Annotated in this window: 22 protein-coding genes; 14 read left to right on the forward strand and 8 right to left on the reverse strand. The window is 56.1% G+C overall.

Annotation, left to right across the window (positions count from 1 at the left end; all coding sequences use genetic code 11):
• Positions 1-7 precede the first annotated feature (7 nt).
• The 3 genes from dnaE to tilS all read left to right on the forward strand — a co-directional run bounded on the left by dnaE (position 8) and on the right by tilS (position 5,863).
• Positions 8-3,511, forward strand: coding sequence for a DNA polymerase III subunit alpha (gene dnaE, locus LOS15_RS00665; RefSeq protein ID WP_263067432.1), 3,504 nt, complete (start codon positions 8-10; stop codon positions 3,509-3,511).
• Positions 3,512-3,642: 131 nt separating this feature from the next.
• Positions 3,643-4,599, forward strand: a complete 957-nt coding sequence (gene accA, locus LOS15_RS00670) for an acetyl-CoA carboxylase carboxyl transferase subunit alpha (protein ID WP_263067433.1) — start codon at positions 3,643-3,645, stop codon at positions 4,597-4,599.
• Entirely contained in the window at positions 4,580-5,863 is a 1,284-nt protein-coding gene (gene tilS, locus LOS15_RS00675) for a tRNA lysidine(34) synthetase TilS (RefSeq protein ID WP_263067434.1), read from the forward strand. Before accA ends, tilS begins: the two co-directional genes overlap by 20 nt.
• Here tilS and ppx read toward each other — a convergent pair.
• Positions 5,847-7,385, reverse strand: a complete 1,539-nt coding sequence (gene ppx, locus LOS15_RS00680; protein ID WP_263067435.1) for an exopolyphosphatase — start codon at positions 7,383-7,385, stop codon at positions 5,847-5,849. The two genes, tilS and ppx, sit on opposite strands and share 17 nt — an antisense overlap.
• Before the next feature lie 471 nt (positions 7,386-7,856).
• On the opposite strand from ppx, the gene rho reads away from it, so the two are divergent.
• The 8 genes from rho to LOS15_RS00720 all read left to right on the forward strand — a co-directional run bounded on the left by rho (position 7,857) and on the right by LOS15_RS00720 (position 14,681).
• Entirely contained in the window at positions 7,857-9,116 is a 1,260-nt protein-coding gene (rho, locus tag LOS15_RS00685; RefSeq protein WP_263067436.1) for a transcription termination factor Rho, read from the forward strand.
• Between the two features lie 71 nt (positions 9,117-9,187).
• On the forward strand, positions 9,188-10,681 hold the full coding sequence (gene ubiD / locus LOS15_RS00690) for a 4-hydroxy-3-polyprenylbenzoate decarboxylase (RefSeq protein WP_263067437.1): 1,494 nt from the start codon (positions 9,188-9,190) through the stop codon (positions 10,679-10,681).
• A 42-nt stretch (positions 10,682-10,723) separates the two neighbouring features.
• A complete protein-coding gene (locus LOS15_RS00695) occupies positions 10,724-11,491 on the forward strand; it encodes an NAD(P)H-flavin reductase (RefSeq protein WP_263067438.1) in 768 nt (255 codons plus the stop codon).
• Positions 11,492-11,555: 64 nt separating this feature from the next.
• Positions 11,556-11,684 (forward strand): hypothetical protein, encoded by a 129-nt coding sequence (locus tag LOS15_RS00700; protein ID WP_263067439.1) that lies wholly within the window; start codon positions 11,556-11,558, stop codon positions 11,682-11,684.
• A 77-nt stretch (positions 11,685-11,761) separates the two neighbouring features.
• Positions 11,762-11,905 carry a hypothetical protein gene (locus LOS15_RS00705; RefSeq protein WP_263067440.1) on the forward strand — a complete coding sequence of 48 codons (144 nt, stop codon included), beginning with the start codon at positions 11,762-11,764 and terminating at the stop codon, positions 11,903-11,905.
• A 314-nt stretch (positions 11,906-12,219) separates the two neighbouring features.
• Positions 12,220-13,290, forward strand: coding sequence for a 3-deoxy-7-phosphoheptulonate synthase (locus tag LOS15_RS00710; RefSeq protein ID WP_263067441.1), 1,071 nt, complete (start codon positions 12,220-12,222; stop codon positions 13,288-13,290).
• A 102-nt stretch (positions 13,291-13,392) separates the two neighbouring features.
• On the forward strand, positions 13,393-13,905 hold the full coding sequence (locus LOS15_RS00715; RefSeq protein ID WP_263067442.1) for a DUF3087 domain-containing protein: 513 nt from the start codon (positions 13,393-13,395) through the stop codon (positions 13,903-13,905).
• A gap of 47 nt (positions 13,906-13,952) precedes the next feature.
• Positions 13,953-14,681 (forward strand): MliC family protein, encoded by a 729-nt coding sequence (locus LOS15_RS00720; protein WP_263067443.1) that lies wholly within the window; start codon positions 13,953-13,955, stop codon positions 14,679-14,681.
• Positions 14,682-14,696: 15 nt separating this feature from the next.
• Here LOS15_RS00720 and LOS15_RS00725 read toward each other — a convergent pair whose 3' ends face one another.
• A complete protein-coding gene (locus tag LOS15_RS00725) occupies positions 14,697-15,767 on the reverse strand; it encodes a metal-dependent hydrolase (RefSeq protein WP_263067444.1) in 1,071 nt (356 codons plus the stop codon).
• 77 nt (positions 15,768-15,844) lie between these two features.
• Between LOS15_RS00725 and LOS15_RS00730 the strand changes: the two genes are divergently transcribed.
• The 3 genes from LOS15_RS00730 to LOS15_RS00740 are packed head-to-tail and all read left to right on the forward strand — an operon-like array spanning position 15,845 to position 17,232.
• On the forward strand, positions 15,845-16,294 hold the full coding sequence (locus LOS15_RS00730; protein WP_263067445.1) for a DUF411 domain-containing protein: 450 nt from the start codon (positions 15,845-15,847) through the stop codon (positions 16,292-16,294).
• A gap of 18 nt (positions 16,295-16,312) precedes the next feature.
• Positions 16,313-16,753 (forward strand): lactoylglutathione lyase, encoded by a 441-nt coding sequence (gene gloA, locus LOS15_RS00735; protein ID WP_263067446.1) that lies wholly within the window; start codon positions 16,313-16,315, stop codon positions 16,751-16,753.
• A gap of 26 nt (positions 16,754-16,779) precedes the next feature.
• Positions 16,780-17,232 carry an META domain-containing protein gene (locus LOS15_RS00740; protein ID WP_263067447.1) on the forward strand — a complete coding sequence of 151 codons (453 nt, stop codon included), beginning with the start codon at positions 16,780-16,782 and terminating at the stop codon, positions 17,230-17,232.
• Between the two features lie 29 nt (positions 17,233-17,261).
• On the opposite strand, the gene LOS15_RS00745 is transcribed toward LOS15_RS00740, so the two are convergent.
• From LOS15_RS00745 to LOS15_RS00770, 6 genes are all read right to left on the reverse strand, one after another.
• A complete protein-coding gene (locus tag LOS15_RS00745; RefSeq protein ID WP_263067448.1) occupies positions 17,262-18,407 on the reverse strand; it encodes an FAD-dependent oxidoreductase in 1,146 nt (381 codons plus the stop codon).
• Complete coding sequence (locus tag LOS15_RS00750; RefSeq protein ID WP_263067449.1) at positions 18,404-20,548, reverse strand: FAD-dependent oxidoreductase; 2,145 nt, start codon at positions 20,546-20,548, stop codon at positions 18,404-18,406. Before LOS15_RS00750 ends, LOS15_RS00745 begins: the two co-directional genes overlap by 4 nt.
• A 76-nt stretch (positions 20,549-20,624) precedes the next feature.
• Positions 20,625-21,257 (reverse strand): TIGR04282 family arsenosugar biosynthesis glycosyltransferase, encoded by a 633-nt coding sequence (locus LOS15_RS00755; protein ID WP_263067450.1) that lies wholly within the window; start codon positions 21,255-21,257, stop codon positions 20,625-20,627.
• Positions 21,247-21,993, reverse strand: a complete 747-nt coding sequence (locus LOS15_RS00760; protein ID WP_411537283.1) for a TIGR04283 family arsenosugar biosynthesis glycosyltransferase — start codon at positions 21,991-21,993, stop codon at positions 21,247-21,249. The genes LOS15_RS00755 and LOS15_RS00760 overlap by 11 nt, the downstream gene beginning before the upstream one ends.
• Positions 21,941-22,585 (reverse strand): ATP-binding cassette domain-containing protein, encoded by a 645-nt coding sequence (locus tag LOS15_RS00765; protein WP_263067452.1) that lies wholly within the window; start codon positions 22,583-22,585, stop codon positions 21,941-21,943. Before LOS15_RS00765 ends, LOS15_RS00760 begins: the two co-directional genes overlap by 53 nt.
• 24 nt (positions 22,586-22,609) lie before the next feature.
• Positions 22,610-24,292 carry an ABC transporter permease gene (locus LOS15_RS00770; RefSeq protein WP_263067453.1) on the reverse strand — a complete coding sequence of 561 codons (1,683 nt, stop codon included), beginning with the start codon at positions 24,290-24,292 and terminating at the stop codon, positions 22,610-22,612.

Below are 24,292 nucleotides of genomic sequence, written 5' to 3' on the forward strand. Positions count from 1 at the left end.
GAGTCCCATGACGGTTCCGTTCGTTCATCTTCGTTTGCACAGTGAATACTCGCTGGTTGATGGCTTGGTAAAGCTCAAGTCACTGGTCAGTACCACCGCTGAGCGCGGGATGCCGGCGTTGGCCTTGACCGACGAGGCCAATCTGTTTGGCTTGGTAAAGTTTTATAAAGCCGCCCAAGGAGCTGCGCTCAAGCCTATCATTGGCAGCGATTTGTGGTTGCACAACCCCCATGACGACGCTCATCCGTACCGCATTACGCTCTTAGCAATGGACAGCGTGGGGTACCGTAACCTCACCGAGCTTATCTCAAAAGGGTGGAGTGACGGACAGCGCCAGGGTCGTGCGATCTTGGATAAACAGTGGGTGCTGGATCAAAGTGAGGGGTTAATAGCTCTCTCTGGCGGGCGTGAAGGTGAGATTGGGCGCCATTTATTATCTGAGCATGAACGCGAAGCGCGGCTGTTGCTGAAAGAGTGGCAGCGCGCTTTCCCTGACCGTTTTTATCTAGAGCTAATCCGTACCGGAAGGCCGCTTGAGGAGGAGTGTGTTCACGCGAGTGTTCAACTGGCTATTGAGTCAAACACGCCGGTAGTCGCCACGAACGACGTACGATTTTTAGAGCGTGAGGACTTTTGGGCCCACGAAACCCGCGTAGCGATCGGCGAAGGCAAAGCCTTGGATGATCCACGACGCGAACGGCGCTACACCGAAGAGCAGTACTTGAAAAGCCCTGAGGAAATGGCCGCCCTGTTCGCGGATATCCCAGAAGCGCTAGAAAACAGTGTGATGATCGCTGAGCGCTGCAGCGTGGATGTGCGTTTGGGCGAAATTTTCTTACCAGAGTTCGAAATTCCTGAGGGCATGACCCAGGATGAGTTTTTCCGCAAGGTCTCCCACGATGGTCTCACCGAGCGGCTGGATTTTCTTTTTCCTGCTGAGCAGTACCCGCGTGACAGCGATGCCTACCGCGAGATCGATCAGCGCTACCGCGATCGGCTTGAGTTTGAGCTGAACGTTATTATCCAGATGGGGTTTCCTGGCTACTTCCTGATCGTGATGGACTTTATCCAGTGGGCCAAGGATAACGATGTGCCCGTCGGGCCAGGTCGTGGTTCGGGCGCAGGGTCACTGGTGGCCTACGCGCAAAAAATCACCGACCTGGATCCCATTGGTTATGACCTGCTGTTCGAGCGCTTTCTCAACCCCGAGCGTGTTTCCATGCCCGACTTTGACGTCGATTTCTGCATGGAAAAGCGCGATAAAGTGATTGAGTACGTCGCCGACCGTTACGGTCGTAATGCGGTTTCTCAGATTGTCACTTTTGGGACCATGGCCGCTAAAGCGGTGGTGCGCGACGTAGCTCGCGCCCAGGGCCGCCCCTACTCGCTGGGCGACAAACTCTCGAAGCTGATTCCTTTTGAAGTGGGCATGACCCTAGCCAAAGCGATTGAGCAAGAGCCCGCGCTCAAAGAGTTTATCGAGAAGGACGAAGAGGCCGAAGAGATCTGGGAGATGGCGCTCAAGCTAGAGGGCACCACCCGGGGCACCGGCAAGCACGCCGGGGGCGTGGTGATTGCCCCCACCAAGCTGACCGACTTCTCACCGTTGCTCTGCGATGAAGATGGTTCCGGCTTAGTGGTTCAGTTTGATAAAAACGACATTGAAGAAGCCGGGCTGGTGAAGTTTGACTTCCTCGGTCTGCGTACGCTGACGATTATCGACTGGGCGCTTAAGATGGTCGATAAAGTGCGGGGTGTTAACGGCCAAGAGCCGCTAAACATCGACGCTATTCCGTTAGACGACGGCAAAACCTTCGAGATGCTCAAGCGGGCTGAAACGACCGCCGTCTTCCAGCTGGAATCCCGCGGTATGAAAGAGCTGATCAAGCGTCTGCTGCCGGATTCGCTAGACGATATGATCGCTTTGGTGGCCCTGTTCCGCCCCGGGCCGCTGCAGTCGGGCATGGTCGATGATTTTATTAACCGTAAGCACGGCCGCGCGGAAGTCTCTTATCCACACCCGGATTATCAGCACGAGCTGTTGAAGCCGGTGCTCAGCCCCACCTACGGCATCATCTTGTACCAAGAGCAGGTTATGCAGATTGCTCAGGTGATGGCGGGATACTCGCTGGGGCAGGCGGATATGCTGCGCCGTGCTATGGGTAAGAAAAAGCCTGAAGAGATGGCCAAGCAGCGCGCAGGCTTTATGGAAGGGTGTGCGGCTAACGGCATCGATAAGGATTTAGCGGGCAATATCTTCGATCTGGTAGAAAAGTTTGCGGGCTATGGTTTTAACAAATCCCACTCCGCTGCTTACGCCCTGGTGTCCTATCAAACCGCTTGGCTGAAGGCTCACTACCCAGGGCCGTTTATGGCTGCGGTTATGTCCACGGAAATGGATAACCTGGATAAAGTGGTGCCATTAATTGAAGAGTGCCGCAACCTCAAGCTCACCGTTACCCCGCCGGATGTTAACGTCGGTGGCTACCGGTTCACCGTCGATACCGAGGGCCGTGTGGTGTACGGGCTGGGCGCGATACGTGGTGTCGGTGAAGGGCCGATTGGCGCCATTGTTGAAGCCCGCAATGCGGATGGCCCCTTCAAGGATTTGTTTGATTTCTGTCGCCGCCTAGACCCTAAACGGATGAACAAGCGCACCTTGGAAGCGCTGATTCGATCAGGGGCGCTAGATACGTTAGGGCCTAACAGGGCAGTGCTTGCCGCCGCCATGGAAGACGCCCTAAAAGCTGCGGCCCAAAACCATGCTAACCAGAACCTGGGCATGATGGATATGTTCGGCGAGGCGTTCACAGAGGCTGAGGAGCCGGTAGATCCTTATGCTGAGTATCGCCACGTGCGCGAGTGGACTGACCGCGAGCGGCTCTCAGGGGAAAAAGATACCCTGGGCCTCTACCTGACCGGCCATCCGATTGATGAATATGAGCGGGAGCTAAAGCGTTTTGTCTCTACTCGGATTAGCGACCTAAAACCTTCCCGCGAGCCGCAGCGGGTAGCGGGATTGGTCGTGGCAATGCGCACAATGAAGTCCAAACGCGGCGATACCATGGCGTTTATTACCTTGGATGACCGTACCGGTCGCATCGAAGCGTCGCTGTTTGGTGAGCTGTTCGAACAGTTGCGTGGTCAAATTGAGTCTGATCAGGTGGTGATTGTTGAAGGGGAAGTCTCCAATGATGACTTCTCTGGTGGATTACGCCTGCGCGGCAAAGACGTAACGCCCATGGTGACGGCACGTATACGCTATGGGCAAGCAGTAGAGTTGGCAGTAGATGCCGGTCAGATCAACGGTCGGCTGGTGGAAAGCCTGCGAGAAAGCCTGACTCCCTACCGAGATGAAACAGGCTTACCGGTGCGTTTGCAGTACCGCCATCCAGAGGCGGTGGCGTGGCTGGAGCTGGCCGATGAGTGGAAGGTGTCCCCCAGCGATGACTTGCTGCTAGCGCTGCGCGATGTTCAAGGGCAGGCAGGCGTGCAACTGCGCTATCGCTAGCGCTTGTGGATAGATAGTGCCCGGTTAAATGGCGGTAGGGCGGGTACCCAACTTGCGTGCCAGGGACAGGGTGCGATAATGCTCTTTATTTTCTTATTACATATGCATGCTACTTTGATCAGGCAGAGCCGATGAATCCTAACTACCTCGATTTTGAACAGCCCATTGCGGAACTCCAGGCAAAAATTGAAGAGCTGCGTTTGGTCAGCTCCGATAGCCAGGTGAATCTTTCCGATGAGATCGCTCGGCTGGAAGAGAAAAGCCGCAAGTTAACCGAATCGATCTTCAAGGATTTAACGCCCTGGCAGGTGTCCCAGATTTCCCGCCACCCCCAGCGCCCTTACACGCTGGATTATCTTGAGCATATTTTTACCGATTTTGACGAGCTGCACGGCGATCGTAATTTTGCCGATGACGCGGCACTGGTAGGTGGTATCGCACGCTTAAACGATGCGCCGGTTATGGTTATCGGCCATCAAAAAGGCCGTGATGTTAAAGAGAAAGTGCGCCGCAACTTTGGCATGCCGCGCCCAGAAGGTTATCGTAAAGCCTGCCGTTTAATGGAGATGGCCGAGCGCTTTAAGATGCCGATTCTGACGTTTATCGATACGCCTGGCGCTTACCCGGGTATCGATGCTGAGGAGCGCGGTCAGTCAGAAGCCATTGCGTATAACCTAGCTGTGATGTCGCGACTGAAAACACCGATTATCTCCACTGTCGTTGGTGAGGGTGGCTCTGGAGGCGCGCTTGCAATCGGTGTATGTGATGAGCTGCATATGCTGCAGTACTCTACCTACTCGGTAATCTCACCCGAAGGCTGCGCGTCTATCCTTTGGAAGAGTGCGGAAAAAGCCTCCGAAGCAGCACAGGCCATGGGCATAACCGCCGAGCGATTAAAAGAGCTGGGCTTTGTCGATGCGCTGATCAAAGAGCCATTAGGGGGCGCTCACCGCCACCCGCTCACAACGGCTGAGCGGGTTAAAGACGCTTTGTCAGCCAGTCTTGAGCGTTTACAAAGCTTTGATACCGATGCGCTGCTTGAGCGCCGCTACCAGCGTTTGATGAGTTATGGCGCCCCCGCTGCCTAAGCCACTGCTACGCTTGCTAAATGACGCCCTGGCGGAGACCCCGCCGGGGCGTACTGTTTGGGTAGCGCTTTCTGGCGGGCTGGATTCGTCGCTGCTGCTCACGTTAGCGGCCCACGTTTGCCAAGCTGCAGGGCGCCCGCTGCGTGCGATTCACATCAATCATGGGCTACAAGCAGCCGCTAGCGCCTTCGAAACACGCTGCCGGTTACTGTGTGATAACCTCAGTGTCCCGCTGACCGTCGCTCATGTGGTGGTGGATAGCCAAGGCAAGGGCGTTGAGGGTGCCGCGCGGCAGGCGCGTTACGGCGCCTTCAAACAGTCGATTCCCCACGGTGATACGCTTTGGTTAGCCCAGCATCAGGATGATCAGGCGGAGACTCTGCTGCTAGCGGCGCTGCGGGGCAGTGGTATCCGCGGTTTAGCGGGCATGCCTTATCGGCGATATTGGCAAGGATTAACCCTGCTGCGCCCCTGGTTAAGTATTAGTAGGCGCACGTTAGCGGAGACTGCTAAGGAGCTAGCGCTTGAGTGGTGTGAAGACCCCACCAACCTAGATGCCTCGTTAGACCGCAATCGTCTGCGCCACTACGTGATGCCGCAGCTCCAAGCGCGCTGGCCAAGCACTGCAAGCTCGCTGGCAAAAAGTGCTCAGCACGCCGGAGAAGCGGACCAGCTTCTGGAGGAATATGCGGCGGGCGAGTTGGCAAGTCTCTCTGTGGGAGACAGCTGCCTCAATGCTGCTGCGCTTAACCAGCGCAGTCCGCCCCGCCAGCGCTTGCTGGTGCGTACTTTCTGCCAACAGTTAGGTTTACCCACCCCGCCGCAAAAACGTTTGGAGAGCTTGCTGGCGCAGCTGGCGGTTTCCTCCGATGCCCAGGTGAAGGTGGTTTGGGAAGGTGTTGAGGCGCGGGTATGGCGTCAGCGGCTCTATCTTATGACCATCTTGCCACCGCTGCCTGACTGGGAAACGGTTTGGGATGGTCAGCCAGGACTTTCCACCCCCCTAGGCAAGCTGATGGTTTCAATACCGACGTCTCGCCCGTTGATGCTGCGTTGGCGCCAAGGCGGTGAGGTTATTGATCTTCCTGGCCGTGGCCGTCGGGATTTAAAACGGCTGCTACAAGAGAGCGAGCTGCCGCCCTGGGAGCGTCAGCGTCTAATCGTGGTGTTAGAGGGCGAGGCGTGCGTTGGCGTTATTCAGCCGCCTGACCAGGTTTTGTGGCAAGCGGCCGGGAGTCGCTTTGTGGCTACTCCAGTACGGTAAACGTAAACCCGGCGCCTGCCATATACGCCTGTTCCTGCTCCATATCAGTACTGAGCAGGGTGGGTTCATCGCTTGCAGGCAGCGTCAGAGTGAGCGCTGAGCCTTCTGCGCTAATGTCTGGTAGCGGCGGCGCGCTTTCTGGACGTGAGTGGTTAATCAGTACCGCCAAGCGCAGCAAGCGAGCAAGCTTGGCATAGCTTGCCTGTTGCGAGTCAGGGAGTGCTTGCCACTCTTTGAGTGGGAATTTGCGTCGGTGGGCGCGTACTAAAAACGCCAGTAATCGCTGTTCTGGGCGCGAAAAACCGGCGAGGTCAGAGTGTTCTAGTAGGTAAGCACCGTGGCGATGGAACTGACTGTGGGAAATAGCCAGGCCAATTTCATGCACATGGCTTGCCCACGCAAGATAATGTCCTTGAGGCTTTGTTAGCCCCCATGCTTGTTTTACGTTGGCAAAGAGTCGCATAGCGGTATCGGCGACGTTGTCGGCTTGCCGCGTATCTACATCGTAAACCCGTTTGAGCATTTCCAGCGTTTTAGAACGGGTGTCCTCAGCGCTGTTGCGTCCTGCCATATCGTATAACACGCCTTCACGGAGCGCGCCGTCGGCAAAGCGCATCTGGGTGAGGTCGAAAGCTTCAAATACAGCGCTTAAAATGGCCACGCCTGCCGGAAAGACTTTTGAACGATCAGGCTTTAAGCCATCCAGCTCAATTTTCTCCAGCTGCTTATATTTGAGCAGCCGCTCGCGGAGTTTCTTCAGCCCGCTACGGGTAATAACGCCTTCCTGCGTACTGTCGCCGTAAGCGAAGATAACGCTTGCCGCCGCTTTAATAGTGCCGCTGGACCCCACCGGGTCATCCCAGCCCAGGCGCTGGTAGGGGCGCTGTATATTGGCTAATTCCGACAGCGCCGCTAGCTCTGCGCGGCGCATGCGCTTTTCGCTTAGCTCACCGTCAGGGAAAAAGCGGCGGGTAAAGGTGACACAGCCCATGCGCAGGCTTTCCAGTGCTTTAGGCTCAAAGGACTCACCAATGATGAATTCGGTAGAGCCGCCGCCAATATCCACAATGAGTCTGCGGCCATTTTCCGCTAATGCGTGGGCGGCGCCTAAGTAAATCAAGCGAGCTTCTTCACGCCCGGCAATAATTTCGATGGCGTGGCCTAGCTGTGCCTCGGCGCGCTCGATAAAGGTTTGACTATTATAGGCATCGCGCAGCGCATTGGTGCCCACAATGCGCAAGTTGGCGCTCTCAATGTCTTTTAAAAAGGGCGCAAAGCGGCCTAAGCAGTCTAGCGCCCGCTGGATAGCGGCTTCGCTGAGATAACCTTGGTCATCTAGTCCGGCGGCTAACTGTACTTTTTCTCCTAGCCGGGCGACCACCTGCAAGCGTTCATTTTGGTAGTTCGCCACCAGCAGATGGAAGCTGTTTGAGCCTAGGTCGATGGCAGCCAAACGCTGCGGATCACCATGGTCAATGTCTTCCTTTATCGCAGTGCTAGGGAGTGAAATGTCCTTGGGCATGAGCTATCCTTCGTGTTGGCTATGCCAAGGTTGCGGCGCCCTATGACGATTGTCAATTGCCAAAGGCTTGCGTTTATCGCAGCCCTTGACTACCATCGAGCTACTGGCTTGATCCGAGCTAGCTTGTTAGCTTATTTAACACTTGTAGTAACCTAACAAGCACAGTAACTCGGTTATTCCAAGCAGTACGTACCTAGATGGCATCAGCCAGATGTCAAAGTCGTCAGATAACCCGCTGAAACAGCATTTTCTTTGCCGATCAGATTAACTAGTTTATTAGCACCCTCTCGCTAAGCAGTCATTGATGCCCTCATCTCTTATCCGGTATCTGATTTTTGACTGCCCAGCTTTCAGTATTCGAGCGTGTGCCTAGATGGGTTCTGAACGCATCACTCGGCGGAATAACCACGCCTCCTGTCTTATTCCCGGCGCTTGGCGCCCAGCTTTCATGAGCAACTTTCTAACACACCGATGAATCTCACTGAACTCAAGCAAAAACCCGTTCCCGAGCTGCTCGATATCGCCCGCGACATGGGGATCGACAACTTAGCCCGCTCGCGCAAGCAGGACATCATTTTCGCCATCCTCAAGAAGCACGCTAAAAGCGGTGAGGATATTTATGGCGATGGTGTGCTGGAAATCCTCCAGGATGGTTTTGGCTTCCTGCGCAGCGCCGACAGCTCCTACCTCGCCGGTCCGGACGATATCTACGTATCGCCGTCACAGATTCGTCGTTTCAATCTGCGTAAAGGCGACTCCATTTCCGGCAAAATTCGTCCGCCAAAAGAAGGTGAGCGCTACTTTGCGCTGCTCAAAGTTAGCCAGATTAACTTTGATCGTCCTGAAAACGCCAAGCATAAGATTCTCTTTGAGAACTTAACGCCGCTGTTTCCAGACGACCGCATGCGTATGGAAATCGGCAATGGCTCAACCGAAGACCTTACCGCTCGGATCATCGATCTGACTGCGCCGATCGGTAAAGGCCAACGTGGCCTGCTGGTGTCGCCGCCGAAAGCGGGTAAGACACTGATGCTGCAGAACATCGCGACATCGATTACGCGCAACAACCCAGAGTGTCATCTGATTGTCCTGCTGATCGATGAGCGCCCTGAGGAAGTGACCGAGATGTCGCGCACCGTGCGCGGTGAAGTCGTTGCCTCTACGTTTGATGAGCCACCGGCCCGCCACGTGCAGGTGGCCGAAATGGTCATCGAAAAGGCCAAGCGTCTGGTTGAGCACAAAAAGGACGTGGTGATTCTGCTTGATTCCATCACACGTTTGGCCCGTGCATACAACACTGTGGTACCTAGCTCCGGCAAAGTACTGACCGGTGGTGTAGATGCCCACGCGCTTGAGAAACCAAAGCGCTTCTTCGGTGCGGCGCGTAATATCGAAGAGGGCGGCAGCCTGACGATTATTGCCACTGCGCTTGTTGATACCGGTTCGAAAATGGACGAGGTCATCTTCGAGGAGTTCAAGGGTACCGGCAACATGGAAGCGCACCTTGACCGCAAGCTGGCGGAGAAGCGCGTATTCCCGGCGATCAACATTCGTCGCAGCGGCACACGCCGTGAAGACCTGCTGGCCTCTGAAGATGAGATGCAGCGCATGTGGATTCTGCGCAAGCTGCTCAACCCTATGGAAGACACAGCAGCAACAGAGTTCTTAATCGATCGTCTGAAAGATACCAAGACGAATCTGGAGTTCTTTGAAGCGATGAAGCGCCGTTAGGTGCGGCATTACGTTCAGGCACTAGCAGCTTAACGCCTGACAGCCAGGGCAAGTACCTTGAGGAGAGAGCCTTGAAGTACCACGACTTGCGCGATTTTATTGCGGCGCTTGAAGCGCAGGGTGAACTTAAGCGAATTAGCGCTGAGGTTGACCCTTACCTGGAAATTACTGAAATCTGCGACCGCACGCTGCGTGCCGGTGGCCCCGCACTGTTATTTGAGAATGTGAAGGGCCACGATATGCCGCTGTTAGGCAACCTGTTTGGTACGCCTAAACGGGTGGCGCTGGGGATGGGGCAGGATTCAGTAGAAGCGCTGCGTGAAGTGGGCAAACTGCTGGCGTTCCTAAAAGAGCCAGATCCGCCTAAAGGTTTGAAAGATGCCTGGGACAAGCTGCCGATCTTCAAACAAGTGCTAAGCATGGGGCCAAAGAGTGTTAAGCGTGCGCCTGTCCAGGATGTCGTGTATGAAGACGATGAGGTGGATCTCGGTCGCTTACCCATTCAGCACTGCTGGCCTGGCGATGCAGCACCGCTCGTTACTTGGCCGCTGGTGATCACCAAAGGTCCGCATAAAAAGCGTCAAAACTTGGGGATTTACCGCCAGCAGAAAATCGCCAAAAACCGCCTGATTATGCGTTGGCTATCCCATCGCGGTGGTGCCCTGGATTTTCTTGAGTTTCAAAAAGCCCATCCTGGCGAGCCGTTTCCGGTCGCCGTCGCGTTAGGTGCTGACCCGGCCACGATTTTGGGTGCCGTGACTCCCGTGCCCGATTCGCTCTCTGAATATGCCTTTGCCGGGCTACTGCGCGGCTCACGCACTGAACTGGTGAAATGTGGCCACGCGGACCTTGAAGTGCCAGCCTCTGCTGAGATTATTCTTGAAGGGTTTATTTACCCGGATGATATGGCACCAGAAGGACCGTTTGGCGATCATACCGGTTATTACAATGAGGTCGATCACTTCCCAGTGTTCACCGTGACGCGGATGACCATGCGCCGCGACGCTATTTATCACTCAACCTATACCGGCCGCCCACCCGACGAGCCTGCCATTCTAGGCGTTGCGCTTAACGAAGTGTTTGTGCCCATTCTGTGTAAGCAGTTTCCCGAAATTGTCGACTTCTACCTGCCGCCAGAAGGGTGCTCTTACCGTATGGCCGTGGTGACGATGAAAAAGCAGTACCCCGGGCATGCCAAGCGCGTGATGATGGGCGTTTGGAGCTTCTTACGTCAGTTTATGTACACCAAGTTTGTCATTGTGCTGGACGACGACGTGGATGCGCGTAACTGGGAAGATGTCATGTGGGCGATCACCACCCGGATGGACCCGGCTCGGGATACGGTCATGGTGGAAAACACCCCCATCGACTATCTCGATTTTGCGTCGCCTGTCTCGGGGCTAGGGTCCAAGATGGGGCTGGATGCGACCAATAAATGGCCTGGCGAAACCGACCGCGAATGGGGCACGCCGATTGTGATGGATGAAGCGGTGAAAACGCGGGTCGACGCGCGTTGGGATGAGTTGGGCATCGATATTCCGTTACCCGCATCTCGCCACAGCTAGTTCGGTGTCGCGGGCCAAACGACTTTCCACAAAGAGGCTTTAATGAGCGCAACGACGTTAACGTGCAAAACGCTAACCTGCCAAGTCACCGCCGTTGAGGATTTAAATCCTGACGTATTTGGAGTGACCGTTGAAGGGCGCGCTGAAGCCATGCAGCATGCACCAGGGCAGTATCTAGAGCTCAAGCTAGACGACGAAACGTGGGTGCCGTTTTCCATTGCCAGCGCCGACCGACGTGATGGCACCATTGAATTACATATTCAGCACTGGCCAGAACGCGATAATTCAGCGCGCTTGCGTGACCTGCTGCAAGTGGCCAACCAGCTAACAGTACGGCTGCCCAACGGCGAGTGTGTGTTGAGTTCGGAGGGTGAGCGCCCGCTGCTGCTGATTGCTGCTGGCACCGGTTTTGCTCAAATGAAAGCCATTATGGAAGCCGCCCTGCAGAGCCAGCCCGAGCGGCCTATCTCACTTTGGTGGGCAGCGCGTGAGCATCGCGATCTTTATGCTGAAAGCTTAGCGACTCAATGGGCGCAGCAACACGACAATGTGTCCTTTCAAGCAGTGACGGAATTTCCGCTAACTGAACCCCTCGCGCAGGGCGAGCGTATTTTTCATCATCAGGGCCGCGTAGATTTAGTGTTGGAGAGCGAGCTTGCCAATACGCCCATTACGCCCAGCGACTGTGATATTTACCTGTCGGGCTCGCCGGGCATGGTATACGCCTGTGTTGATGTGCTGGAGCGCCTTGGGGTCAGCAGTGAGCGAATGTTTTCAGATGTATTTGCCTACGCTCCGCGGCCTCAATAAAATGACCCACCACCCTACGCTATCTCTGTCTCGGTAAATTTCTACCTTAATAAATGGAGGCTTTATGGCCGATCATGACGACAACTTTAAAGATGAATCTGGTTTGCTTGCCATTGTGCTGGGCGTTGTAGTGCTGGTGAGTATGAGCGCACTACCTGCAACGATTGGCTGGGTACAAGCATTTAGCGGCTGATAGTTGCCATTTTGCGCATATGCAGGCAGGATTAAGCACTAGCCCTTTTGGCGAACTCATTAAACGAGAACACTGTTATGTATAACGCACCTTCTACACAGCGCCTTGCCGCCAAGCCGGAAACGGCCGTTAGCGCATATCCCGCTGTGCGTGTAAGTGCGTTTGCATTTGCTTATGCAGGTTATTGGTTTAGCCACGGTGTGCCCATGGCCGACCAGTAACGTCGCGCCAACAGGCACACCACCTTGGTTGCCTGCCGCATGCAAAGAAGCCTCGGTTGGTAACCCAACTGAGGCTTCTTTGGTTTCAAGCCTCTCAAAACGTCTACAGAACATTCATCAAGGAGCTGCACCATGTCTTACCGCGCACACGCTATCGCCCCTTCCATCGCCCTTTGCTATCTCGGCTATGGCTATGGCTGGCGATTTAGCGGCGCGCGGTCGGTGCAAGCTGCCACCTCCGACCGTGCCTGCTTGGGTGGCCCATTAGTCACAGGTAGTCATACGCGATGTCATACGCTTTCGGAGAGATAAACATGAATGCCCATGCCAGCCCTTTAAAGTCACCGCTGTCGCCATTAACAAATTCGCCGGTGGGGTCTTCCCAGCCACTGCCGCTGCCTACAGAGCTTCGCCGCCGTATAGGCGTTAGTGCGCCACTCAGTGAGCAAATTAACCAACAGCGCCTCGCCGTTCAGCGTGTACTGAATGGTCAAGACAATCGCCTCCTGGTTGTAGTGGGCCCGTGCTCTGTACATGATCCCGATGCAGCCCTTGAGTACGCCGACAGGTTAGCAGCACTGAGCGATGACATCAGTGAGCATATTCTGCCGGTCATGCGTGTTTATGTGGAAAAACCCCGTACCACTGTGGGATGGAAAGGGCTCGCTTATGACCCGGACTTAGACGGTAGCGGCGACATGTCGCGGGGTCTCGCACTCTCTCGAGAGTTAATGCACGCCGTCGCAGCACGGGGCCTGCCGGTGGCCACCGAGCTTTTGCAGCCTATGCTGGCACCTTACCTGGATGACCTGCTGAGCTGGGTCGCTATCGGAGCGCGAACGACCGAATCCCAGCTGCACCGAGAGCTGGCCAGCGATTTAAGCGCTGCCGTGGGGTTCAAAAATGCGACAAGCGGTGATGTGCAGGTAGCGATTGATGCCATGCAGGCAGCGGCCCACTCCCACCAGCGGTTTGCGATTGATAGCGAAGGTCGTCCAGTGATGCAGGAGACGGCTGGCAACCCTCATACTCACCTTGTACTGCGTGGCGGCCACGGCGAGCCGAATTACCAGGCCCACCATGTGCGCTCATCGGTCAATACCCTACAAAAAGCCGGTCAAAACCCGCGCTTGATGGTGGACTGCAGCCATGCCAATGCGCGTAAGGATCATCGCCGCCAAAGCGAGGTAATGCTGGATGTGCTTGCCCAGCGCAACGCGGGCGATGCCAACGTCGTCGCGTTGATGCTCGAAAGCTATCTACACGAAGGTAAACAGGCGCTTAAACCCAACAGTATGCGCTACGGGGTGTCGGTAACTGATGCCTGCGTGAGCTGGGAGACGACGGAGCGGCTGCTAAAAACCGCCGCTGAGCGAATGCGTTAGGCCGCGTTATTTGAGCATACGTGCTCACCATCCTCGATCGCCTCTTGTTTGCCCTGGCCAGCTCCGTATCATAAGAAGCTTCTATTGATAATGAGGTTGGCCATGGCTTTCACCCTTGAGCAGCACAGTCCCGATGCTTACCGTCGCAAAGCGCGTATGATCAGTATCGCGATGGCGGGTCAGCTAGTCGTGTTTGGTCTGCTGTTTTCGATGCTATTAGCCGCCACCTTTGGCGGCAGTTTCTGGATGAATGCCCTTGGCGTATTGCTCGGGTTGCTAGCCACTAGCGCGATGTTCGCGGTACTGCGTGACCGGCCCTGGATGACAGAAATGCGCTACGTCTGGCAGCTCAAACATCATCTTTCGCATATTAGTGGCTACCTAAAGCCCCTGCGTAAAGGGGTAGAGGAGAATAATCGTGTAGCGCTGGATATCGTGACTTTTTACCACCAGGGCATGACGCAGCTCGCTGAGTTAAATGGTCGTACTACCGACGATGATGCCGAGCGGCTGGCTGAAAAGATGCAGATAAAAATCAAGCGTGAAGAGTTAGGCCTGCCAGAGCAGGTTAATCGCTTTGACCCACAGGATTTGAGTGCTTTTAAACGCCGCTAGACGCTTGTTTAATGCCGTTAGGGTTATCCAACAGGGAGCATTGAGTCATGATCCACGCAAGAAAATCGCTCGTCGCCATGGCAATTATGACCACAACACTGGCTATCGCTGGCTGTGCCACGTCTACAACGGCGCCAAGTGAGTCTGCCAACATGACGGTAAACAGCAGTGCGCCTTTGCTGCCTGCCGCTCTATTCCCTGGTAGCGCCGAGAGGTTTGATGCCTGGGAGTGTCAACCTGCCAACCAGAACCTAGTAACCGCAGTGAACGATGACAATCTGCGTCTCTGGTCACTGCACGGCGCCTGGCGTTTACCTCAAGCCATTGTTGCCAGCGGTGCGCGCTACCAAGATGGTGTTATTAGTTTCTGGAACCGTGGCGATCAGGCGCAGGTAGAAACTCCACGCGGCCAGCTACAGTGCCAGCAAGGCTTAGCGCGCGAGGCGTCAACCCGTGCGGGTCACCCCGGCGTCATGTTTTTGGGGCGTGGTAATGAGCCAGGCTGGTCGATTGAGCTGGCCCATGACGAACCGGTAATGACCTGGACAACGGCTTACGGTACTGAAACGCACACCTTGCCCTATATGGTGAGCGTGATGGATAACGACGCGGGCCGTGTTGTGATTGAGAACGCCAATGCAGAGCGCTTTTTCCGCGTGCGTATCGAAGCTGGCGCCTGTTTTGATGACATGAAAGGCCAGCCTTATCCTGCCCGTGTGACACTGACGATAGATGGCCAGCAGTACAACGGCTGCGGCCAGGGCATCGCTCCGTAATCAATCGCTAACATTTTAGCAGTGGTAAAGGAAAGGAGCTGCGCGCCATTGAGGCTCAATAAAATCGCTAGCGCATAACGCCGTCACATTGCCTGTTGCTCTAGCCGCGAGCCTAGAAAGTGTTGTGAGCTGGAGCCCGCGTGAGGTGTCTAGCTCCTCGCTGATGTCGACGGGGCGCCAAAGCTCCCCATCCCGTGTTGCCAGGGTAAAACTGAAAGGGTGAAAACCCGGAAAACCGAGACGAATATCCGTCGCAACTAAGGTTTCCTGATTATCAATCCACTGCGTGTCATAACGTAGAAAGGGGCCAGTAAACCATGCTAACCGCTGTCCAAGCGGCCCTGCGAGCGCGCTCTTCTCAAGTGCGACATTACGCTTTATAGGCTCAAGCGTAGGGGAGCGCTGGCCATCAAAGACGCTGATTAGACTCTCAAAATAGCGATCGTCGTCAATCACGGTGGCACGCCACAAAGCAATATTAAACGGTGTTGGTTGAACCAATACGGGCGCCTCTTGCAAACCAGCGTCGGCTAATGCAGGCGCTAAACGTTGCTCAATGCTCCATTTCGCGCCAGCTGCCAGCAGCAAATAGAGGCTTGATACCGTTAATCCGACGGCGCAGGCTTTGCGTACTTTTTTAACTGTAACGGCGATAATCAGCGCAATCAGTAGGGGCAAGGTGTAGAAAGGATCGATAATAAAGACGATAGGCCACGCTGCAGGCGGAATATCGAGCGGCCAGAACAGCTGAGTGCCATAGGTGGTCAATGAATCTAGTAGCGGATGAGTGATCAAAATGAGCGCAAAAAAGCACCACCACTTTCCCAATGATATATCACGAGCAGGTGCGAAGCGGTGGCAAAGCAGTGCCAGTACCGTGGCTAACCCGGTCAGCACAAACAGTGAGTGACTAAAACCGCGATGCTCTGTCACATTGGCAACGGCATCGCCATAATCGAGCACTACGTCCAGGTCGGGTAAGGTGCCAAGCAGTGCACCGATCAGTACGGCTTTTCGGCCCAGTCGTTTGCCAAGAACCGCACCGCCAATGGCGGCCCCAAGAGCAGCTTGTGTGATTGAGTCCACGAATGTCTCCTTGGGGTGATCCCCGAATGCTAAGCAAGTAGCTTATTATTATACAGAACTGTAAAGAGGATGTTTGAATGTCGCAAAATCGTCTAATTAAACGTCTGGGAGTCACTCTTCTTGCTGCGTATTCGCTTAACACCCTGGCAGCACCTACGATTGACGTGCACAGTGACCCCAACTGTGGCTGCTGCGGTGCTTGGGTGAGCCACCTCGAAGAAGCCGGGTTTGATGTTAACCATCATCGCGATGGGGACGTTCGGGCTATCAAAATGGCCAATGGCGTTCCACCCGAGCTTGCCTCTTGTCATACGGCCATTGTGGATGGCTACGTGATTGAAGGTCATGTGCCCGCATCCGATATTCAGCGCCTGTTAGAAGAGCAGCCAGAGGTCGTTGGGCTAACGGTACCGGGTATGCCGCATGGTTCTCCGGGGATGGAGACAGGCCGCGTGGATGATTATGCGGTGCTCAGCTGGACGCGTAATGCTAACCCGCCCGCTATCTTTAGCGAATATACCCAGTAATGATGAAGGGAGAGTGACATGCAATTTTTGCACACCATGGTTCGGGTAAGCGACTTAGATGCATCGCTGACGTTCTACTGTGATCTGCTGGGCCTGAAAGAAGTGCGCCGCAAAGAGAATGAAAAAGGCCGCTTTACGCTGGTCTTTCTCGCTGCACCGGAAGACGAAGCGCGCTCAGAGCGCCTAACGGCCCCAGAACTAGAACTGACCTATAACTGGGACCCTGAAGAGTATACCGGTGGACGCAACTTCGGCCATTTGGCCTATCGAGTCGACGATATTTACGCGCTATGCAAAAAGCTTCAGGAGAATGGCGTTACTATTAATCGCCCTCCGCGGGACGGGCATATGGCGTTCGTGAAGTCGCCCGACGGAATCTCGGTAGAGCTGCTGCAAAAAGGTGATGCGCTCTCGCCCCAGGAGCCATGGGCATCCATGGAAAACAGTGGAAGCTGGTAACGTCAAATAGAAGGAGTAACGATAAGGTGAAAGGACTAACCCGTAATGCTTTGGTGGGAATGGGTCTGGCGCTTCTTGTCAGTGCATGCAGTAGCGCCCCGCAACAAGAGCGTGTAGATGTCCCGCAAAGCACTGAATTATCGGGCCCGATTGTCGATCAGCGTTGGAATTTACTACTGGTAGGTACCGATGAGCGGCTATCCATGCAAGAAACCCCGTTTTTCCGCATTGAGCGTGACGGTAAAGTAAGTGGTTCGGATGGCTGTAACCGCTTTACCGGTAGCGTGAGTTTAGGCGAAAGTCAGCGCATCGAGTTTAGCGAGCTGGCGTCCACCCGCATGGCCTGCCCTAATATGGAGGATGCCAAACGGGTAACCGATATGCTTGATACGGCTTACCGCTATCTGATCGACCACGACCGACTGGTGTTTTTTGGCCCAGATAGTCGCGTGTTAGGCGGCTGGCGCGAAGCCAATTAAGTCTTTAGCCACCACCTGATCGCCATTACTTATTGCTTAAAAGGCGGATTGAAGCGGGCGATAAAGCGCGCATCAATCCGCTTTTTCCATTCCCATACCCAACGGCCTGAAAAGCCGATGGCTCCCCGGCTAGCAATCGCATGACCGTCACCGGTGCCGATCAGGGCCAGAACGCGTTTAGGTGGCTGCCAAGCGGTCTGCGGTTCATGGTGGCAGGCGGCGCGCAGGTTCTCTGCCAGCACTGGCCCCTGGCGCACGGCGTATACCCCGGCTTTGGGTAGCGGAGGATTAAACTGGGCACAGTCGCCTGCGGCAAACAGCTGAGGAATACCGGTAACCGCTAAGGTTCGTTCGGTAAGAATAAAGCGTCTGTCATCGAGAGGCAGACGGGTCTCAGCCAGCCATGGATGCCCCGACGCGCCGGTGGCCCAGAGGACGATATCTGCTGGTAGCGTCTGCCCTTGCTCATCCTGTACGCCACCGTTCACCAAGGCAGCACCTCGCCGTTCAGGATGAACCTGAATACCGGCTCGCGTCAGGGCCCGGCGGGTTAACTGGCGAGGTAGCCAGCCAGCATCGCCGAGCAGCGTAGCGGAAGCGCTCAGCAGATGCCCCTGCCAATCAATGTCTGAGCGGCGCTGGCGCAGCTGGGCGAGTACGCTCATCAGGGTTTCGCAACTGGCGGCACCGCCGCCTACGCTGACAACCTGCTGGGTTGAACCGGCAGGCAGCGCCTGAATGCGCGTTTGCAGCGCCTGCCAACGTTGATGCAGCGAGCTTAACGGACGCATGGCCAGTAGATAAGGCCGCCCATCGTCGTGAGTTGCGGGGAGTTCCAGAGTAGAGCCAACGTTGATTGAAGCAACATCAAAGGAGAGTGTCTGACCGTTCGCTAGGGTGATCTGTTGAGCGTTGTGATCTAGCGCCACGACGGGTGATTCAATCAACGTTGCCTTGGCTTGCTGGCACAGCGCGGCCACGTCAATCTGAGTGTCACGCAGCGAGCAGTCACCGGCTAGCCACGCGGGCACGCTGCCAGAGTAAGCGGCCAGACCGCTATCGCTAACCACGGTAATAGCGATCGCAGGGTCCGGACGCTGGGCAAAGGCTTCTAGCACAAAGGCGTGAGCATGGCCCGCGCCAATCAGGACGAGTTTTTGTAGGGATGCGGTCATTTTTCCTCGCCACGACGCCAGCGAAAGTAACGTTCTAATAGAGAGAGAATGCGCTCGGGCTTGTGGGCGTTTTTCCATACCCCTGCGGTGGCTTTGGCGGCTTCGCCCAGAGTGGGGTAGGGGTGAATCGTGCCTAGTAGTTTGTTAAGCCCCAGCCCATGCTTCATCGCGATGGTGAACTCGCCTAGCCACTCACCCGCATTTTCCGCCACGATGGTCGCGCCAAGGATTTTATCTTTGCCGGGCACGGTAAGTACCTTGATACATCCTTCCGTAGCGCCTTCCGCAATGGCACGGTCGCTTTCACTCATGGCGTAGCGTGTGACTTCAAACGCCACGCCTTTGGCAGTGGCCTCTTTTTCGTTTAGCCCCACCCGTGCCACTTCCGGCTGGACGTAGGTGACCGCCGGCATAAAGCGGTAATCGACAGCAAAACTTTTCAGCTCACCAAACAGGGCGTTAACGGCGGCGTGCCACGCTTGATGCGCAGCGGCGTGGGTGAGCTGGTAAGGGCCGGCTAGGTCGCCGCAGGCCCAAATATTGGGCAAGCGGGTTTGCAGGCGCTCGTTGAGCGCTAGCGTGCCGCCCTCGGTGGTGGTAATGCCCAGCGCTTCTAGCCCTAACCCTTCTACATTGGCTTGGCGGCCAGCACTCACCAGCAGGTAATCGAACGCTAGGGTGCTGCGTTCCCCCAAGTGCTCAATGACAAGCTGGTGCTCGTCGCCTGTTTGGTTCACCTCCAGCGCTTTTGCGCCGGTCATCACGGTTACGCCCTCTTGGGTGAGCGTACGCTTCACGTGCTCTCCCACCTCGTTATCTTCCCGGCTCAGTAGCTGCGCCATGCCCTCCACGAGCGTTACATGGCTACCTAAGCGGGCAAAGCTTTGGCTAAGTTCGCAACCAATCGCCCCGCCTCCCAGTACGACCAAGCGTTTGGGCAGCTCGGTGAGCGACCATAAATTCTCCGAGGTCAGGAGGGGAGCGTGCTCAATGCCAGGAAGCGAAGGCACGCGGGGGCGTGCGCCGGTGGCCAGCACGATATGGCGGGCAGTGAGGGTTTTCTCACCCACTTTAATTTCCCAGGGTGACGTGAGCGTGGCGTGATCTTGATACACCGTCACGCCAAGCTTGGTATAGCGCTCGACACTGTCATGGGGTTCGATATCGGTAATCGATTGATGAACGTGGCCCATCACCTTAGCAAAATCGACCTGCAGCTCGCTGGCAGTCACCCCGAACCTGTTCGCCGTGCGAATCTCATGGGTGGCGCGGGCGGCACGAATTAATGCTTTAGACGGCACGCAGCCGGTATTCAGGCAGTCGCCGCCCATCTTGTGTTTTTCCACCAGCGCGACCTTGGCCTTAACGGCGCTGCCAATGTAGCTGGTGACAAGCCCCGCCGAGCCGCCGCCAATCACAACGATGTCGTAATCAAAGCGGTCCGGACGGGTGAATCCGCGGTAAGCATTGCGTTTTTGCACCAGTAGCGCAATGCGTCGGGCTATCCAGGGAAACACCGCCAGCAGCGCAAACGATCCCAGTAATCCAGGGGAAATAATGCCGCTAAGGTTTTCCAGCTCGCCCAGTTGTCCGCCAGCGTTTACGTAAACCGCCGTGCCGGGCAGCATGCCAAGCTGGCTTACCCAATAAAACGTGGAGGTTTTGAGCCGCGTTAGCCCCATCACCAGGTTGATCATAAAAAACGGAAAAATAGGCACTAAACGGAGGGTGAACAAATAAAAGGCGCCATCTTTCTCGACGCCACGGTTGACCGTTTCAAACTGGCGGGGAAAGCGTTTCTCAATCAGTTGGCGAAATAGAAACCGTGAAAGCAAAAACGCCAACGTTGCGCCGAGGGTGCTGGAAAAGGAGATAATTAGCAGCCCCCAGCCAAGTCCAAACAGCGCCCCGCCCAGTAGGGTGAGCAGTGTTGCCCCAGGTAGCGAAAGGGTGGTCATGACCACATAGACCGCAAAGAAAATACCCGCCACTTGCCAAGGTGATTGCTGAAACGCTGTTTGGAAATCGCTGCGATAGGCTTGCAGGGTTTCCAAGGTGAAAAACGTGTGGGCGCCGCTTAGGTAAAAGCCAAGCACGGCCAGTAGCAGCAGAGTGATAATCAGCAGGCGCTGACGGTTCATGGCAGGCTCCATCGGAACTGAGTAGTTTTAAAAGCAGAACATTCGTTCAGTGTCAGTGACGCGCAGCGTCAATTACTTACACGCTGGCTGCGTTCTGCAGGGTTTGTTGCCAGCGCTGCCAATCTTCTGGGCGGTCAATGTCCCACATGGTGTCGGGAAAGGAAGCTTTTAACGCCAGCGCGGCTAGCCGTTGACAGGTGACCTTGAGCACTTGCTCAGTGCCCCAGGGAATTCCCTCAAACAGGCTTGGGTGGTCGTCGTACGTGCCAATCAACCCGTAGCCGCCATCTTCGGCAGGTAAAATCACCACAGGTGCGCTTTCAAACGCTGCGCGGCACTGCTTTAGCATGCCAACGGTAATGCTAGGGCAGTCGGTGCCCATCACCATGGAGGGGCCTGGCGTGCTGTTGAGTGCATAGCGTACGCGCATTCCCACGTCACCCTGTTGTTGAGCGGCAAGGGCTATACCGTGGTGCGACTGGAGCTCCAAAAACAACGGATGCTGATGCTCCAGGGAGGTCCATAGTGTGACGTTCAATGCTCCTAATGCTTGGCAGGCGGTAGCAACGCAGTGGCGAACCATAGTGGCATGGGCTTGCGCCGCGCCTTCTGGCCCCAGATAAGGAATTAAGCGCGTTTTCGCCCGTCCTGGGAGGGGCGCTTTGGCCAGCAGGTGTAGATGGGGCTGTACGGTTGGCTTAACGGGCATGGCGATACTCCTTGGCCAGTTGGCTGGCGCTGACGCCGCGCCAGTAGCGGTAGCGCAACCGCCACATCAGGCAAATGGTTTTCCAAGCGCCGAACTGATCCCAGCGCCGTCCTGAGCTTACCACTTTAGTGCGTAGGCTAGCGGGGGAAGAAAGTGCCTTCAGCCGCTTGCTTAATGCGATATCTTCCATTAGCGGCTGATCGGGAAAACCGCCCACCGCGTCAAACGTCTCGTGGCGTAGAAACATTCCCTGGTCGCCGGTGGCGATACCGCTTAGCCGTGAACGCAGGTTCATCATTTGGCTAACGATGGGCAGCCAGCGGCTATGGCCTTCAAGCTGAATATCAAAGCGTCCCCAGCCGTGCGTGCTCAGCGCCTGGGTGATCTGTTCAACAGCGCCTTCGGAAAGCCGCGTATCAGCGTGTAAAAACAGCAGCGCCTCAGCGCGTGCGTGTTTGGCACCCAGATTCATCTGTCGTGCCCGGCCAGGCTCGCAGGCCAAGAGCGTATCCGCGAGCGGGGAGGCCAGTGCCACGCTGTGATCCTGGCTGCCGCCATCCACGACGATAATCTCAATGCCTGAGGCGCGCAGTGATTGCAGTCGCGCCAGCGTCGCTTGAATGCTGGCTGCTTCGTTGAGCATAGGAATGATAATGCTAAGTTTTGGCACTTCAGCGCCTGAATTAGCCAAGGGCAATAATCGGTCCTCCAGCAGCAGTAGCATCGGCTTCATCATGGGTGACCAGCAGGGCGGGCAGTCCCGCTTCCCGCAGTTGCCCAAAGACCAGCGCGCGCATCTCTTGGCGAAGCGCGGTGTCGAGTTTGGAGAAAGGCTCATCCAGGAGCACAGCGCGAGGTTGTGAAAGCAGTAAGCGTATCAGTGCTACCCGGGCTTGCTGACCGCCAGAAAGCGTGGCGGGATCGCGCGCCTCGAAGCCCGCCAGCCCCACCTGTTCAAGTGCCTGGGCGATTCGGGCTGTTTTATCGCGAACGCGGCGGGGTAACCCAAAGCGACAATTACCCGCCACGCTCAGGTGAGGAAACAGCATGGGGTCTTGAAACAGCAAGCCAATACCGCGCTGTTCGGCAGGCAGTGAAAGCACATTACGCTGGCCTAGGTGCACGCTGCCTTGAGCCGCAAAGGCGCTATTTAAAAAACCTGCCACAAAGGCCAATAGCGTGGATTTACCTGAACCTGATGGCCCCATGACGGTGAGCACTTCCCCAGGCGGCACCGTGGCATCGACGCGCAGTAGCTCTCGGTCTGTTAAGCGAATACGCACCTTATCTAAGATCAGCGCTTCAGTAGCGGTGTCGTTCACATTCATCCTTATTCGCTCATTGCTTGTTATTCAGGTGCTAGCCCTTGAAAACGTACGGCGGGACACGCCTATCCAGCGCGGCGCAGCCAGGGCGACGATAAAGCCCACCAGCGGCAGAGCTGCCTGAACCAGCGCCCATACGCCGATCAAGCGCCGATTTCCGCCGGAGGCCAGCGCCACGGCTTCAGTGGTCACCGTTGAGACTCTGCCCGCGCCAAGAAGTTGAGTGGGTAAATATTGACCAATACTCACCGCCAGCCCTACAGCAAACGCAGTGAGCAGGGGTGCCACCATTAAGGGCAAGCGCACCCGCCAAAAAGCGCGGTTGCGGGAAACGCCTAGCGATTGCGCGACCGACAGCCAGCGAGGGTCTAAGCGGCGGTAGGCCTCTGCTAACGAGAGGTACACATAGGGCAGTACAAACAGTAAATGGCCGGCTACCACGAGTGACAACTGTGGGCGAATTCCCAGCTTTTCAGCGGCGACTACCAAGCCAAACAGGAAGGCGATTTGCGGGACAAGTAGCGGTAAATAGAGCAGCCATAGCGCACGGGTAGGGTGAAGGTGCTGGCGCTGCTCATGCTCTAATGCCGCCACCACCAGCAGGGCGGCTAAGCCGGTTGAAAGCAGTGCAATGAGCGCCGTTGTGCGCAGTGGGGCCGCCAGCATGGCTGTGCTACGCTGCCAGTGGTCGAAGGTAAATGATTGCGGCAGTAGTTCTGGGAAGCGCCAGAAGCCTGCGAGAGAAAAAAGCACAAGCCCCACCAGCGCCACTAAGGCACAAAGGCTGGCAAGGGTTAACCCTCCGCGCCCGATGATTTTAAGGGCCGCCTCGCCACGCTGGCGGTTACCGTTGGTCAGCCATGGCTGGCTGATGAAACGCACTAGTTGCTCCAGTAGCCACCACGTCACAAGCGCCGCCAGGGTGACCCCTAGCTGCAGTACAGCCGCTGCAGATGCCATAAAACGGCGCGTAATATCAGGGTCGTTAAACCACCCCAGAATCGAGACACTCAAGGTGGGCGGTAAGCGTGGCCCTAGAATCAGCGCCATATCCACCACGGACGTTGCATAGGCGATAACCGCATAGACCGGTAGTCGAATGAGTGGATAGAGAGACGGGAGCACGACTTTTAGCCAGGCGGTCGTGGGTGCATAGCCCAGCGAGCGCGCCAGGCGTAAGCGTTTCTCCGAGTGCAGTTGGGGTAGTGCTGCCAAGCTCATTAGCAGTAAAAACGGCGCCTCTTTCAGCACCAGGCCGAAGGTTAAGGCAAGGCCCCAGGGATCATTAACAATCAGTGCATCCGGAGGGAATTCCCAGCCGGAAAGCCAGGGGGAAATAGCGCGTGACATTAAGCCAGAGGGAGCGATCAAGAAGGCTACGCCAAACGCGACTGCCGCGTGGGGAATGGCCAGCAGCGGCGATACTAAGCGGCGCAAGCTGCGATCCAGCCAGGTATCCTGATTGGCCGCTAAAAACAGCAGGACGATGAGTAAGGCTGCTGCAGTGCTGGCCAGACCGCTGGTAAAACTCACCGCAACTGAGCGCCATAACCCCGGCTGGGCGAACAGCATTTGCCATGGAGCGAGCGTTGCGCTTTCGCCGCCCAGCACTGGTAGATAGCCAAAGGCAGGCAGTAGCACCATGCCCAGCCCTGCGGCGACGGGCATCACCAGCAGGGCAATCATCAGTAGAGGGGCGAGTCTAAGCAT

This window comes from Halomonas sp. 7T, assembly GCF_025643255.1.
Taxonomy (GTDB): domain Bacteria; phylum Pseudomonadota; class Gammaproteobacteria; order Pseudomonadales; family Halomonadaceae; genus Vreelandella.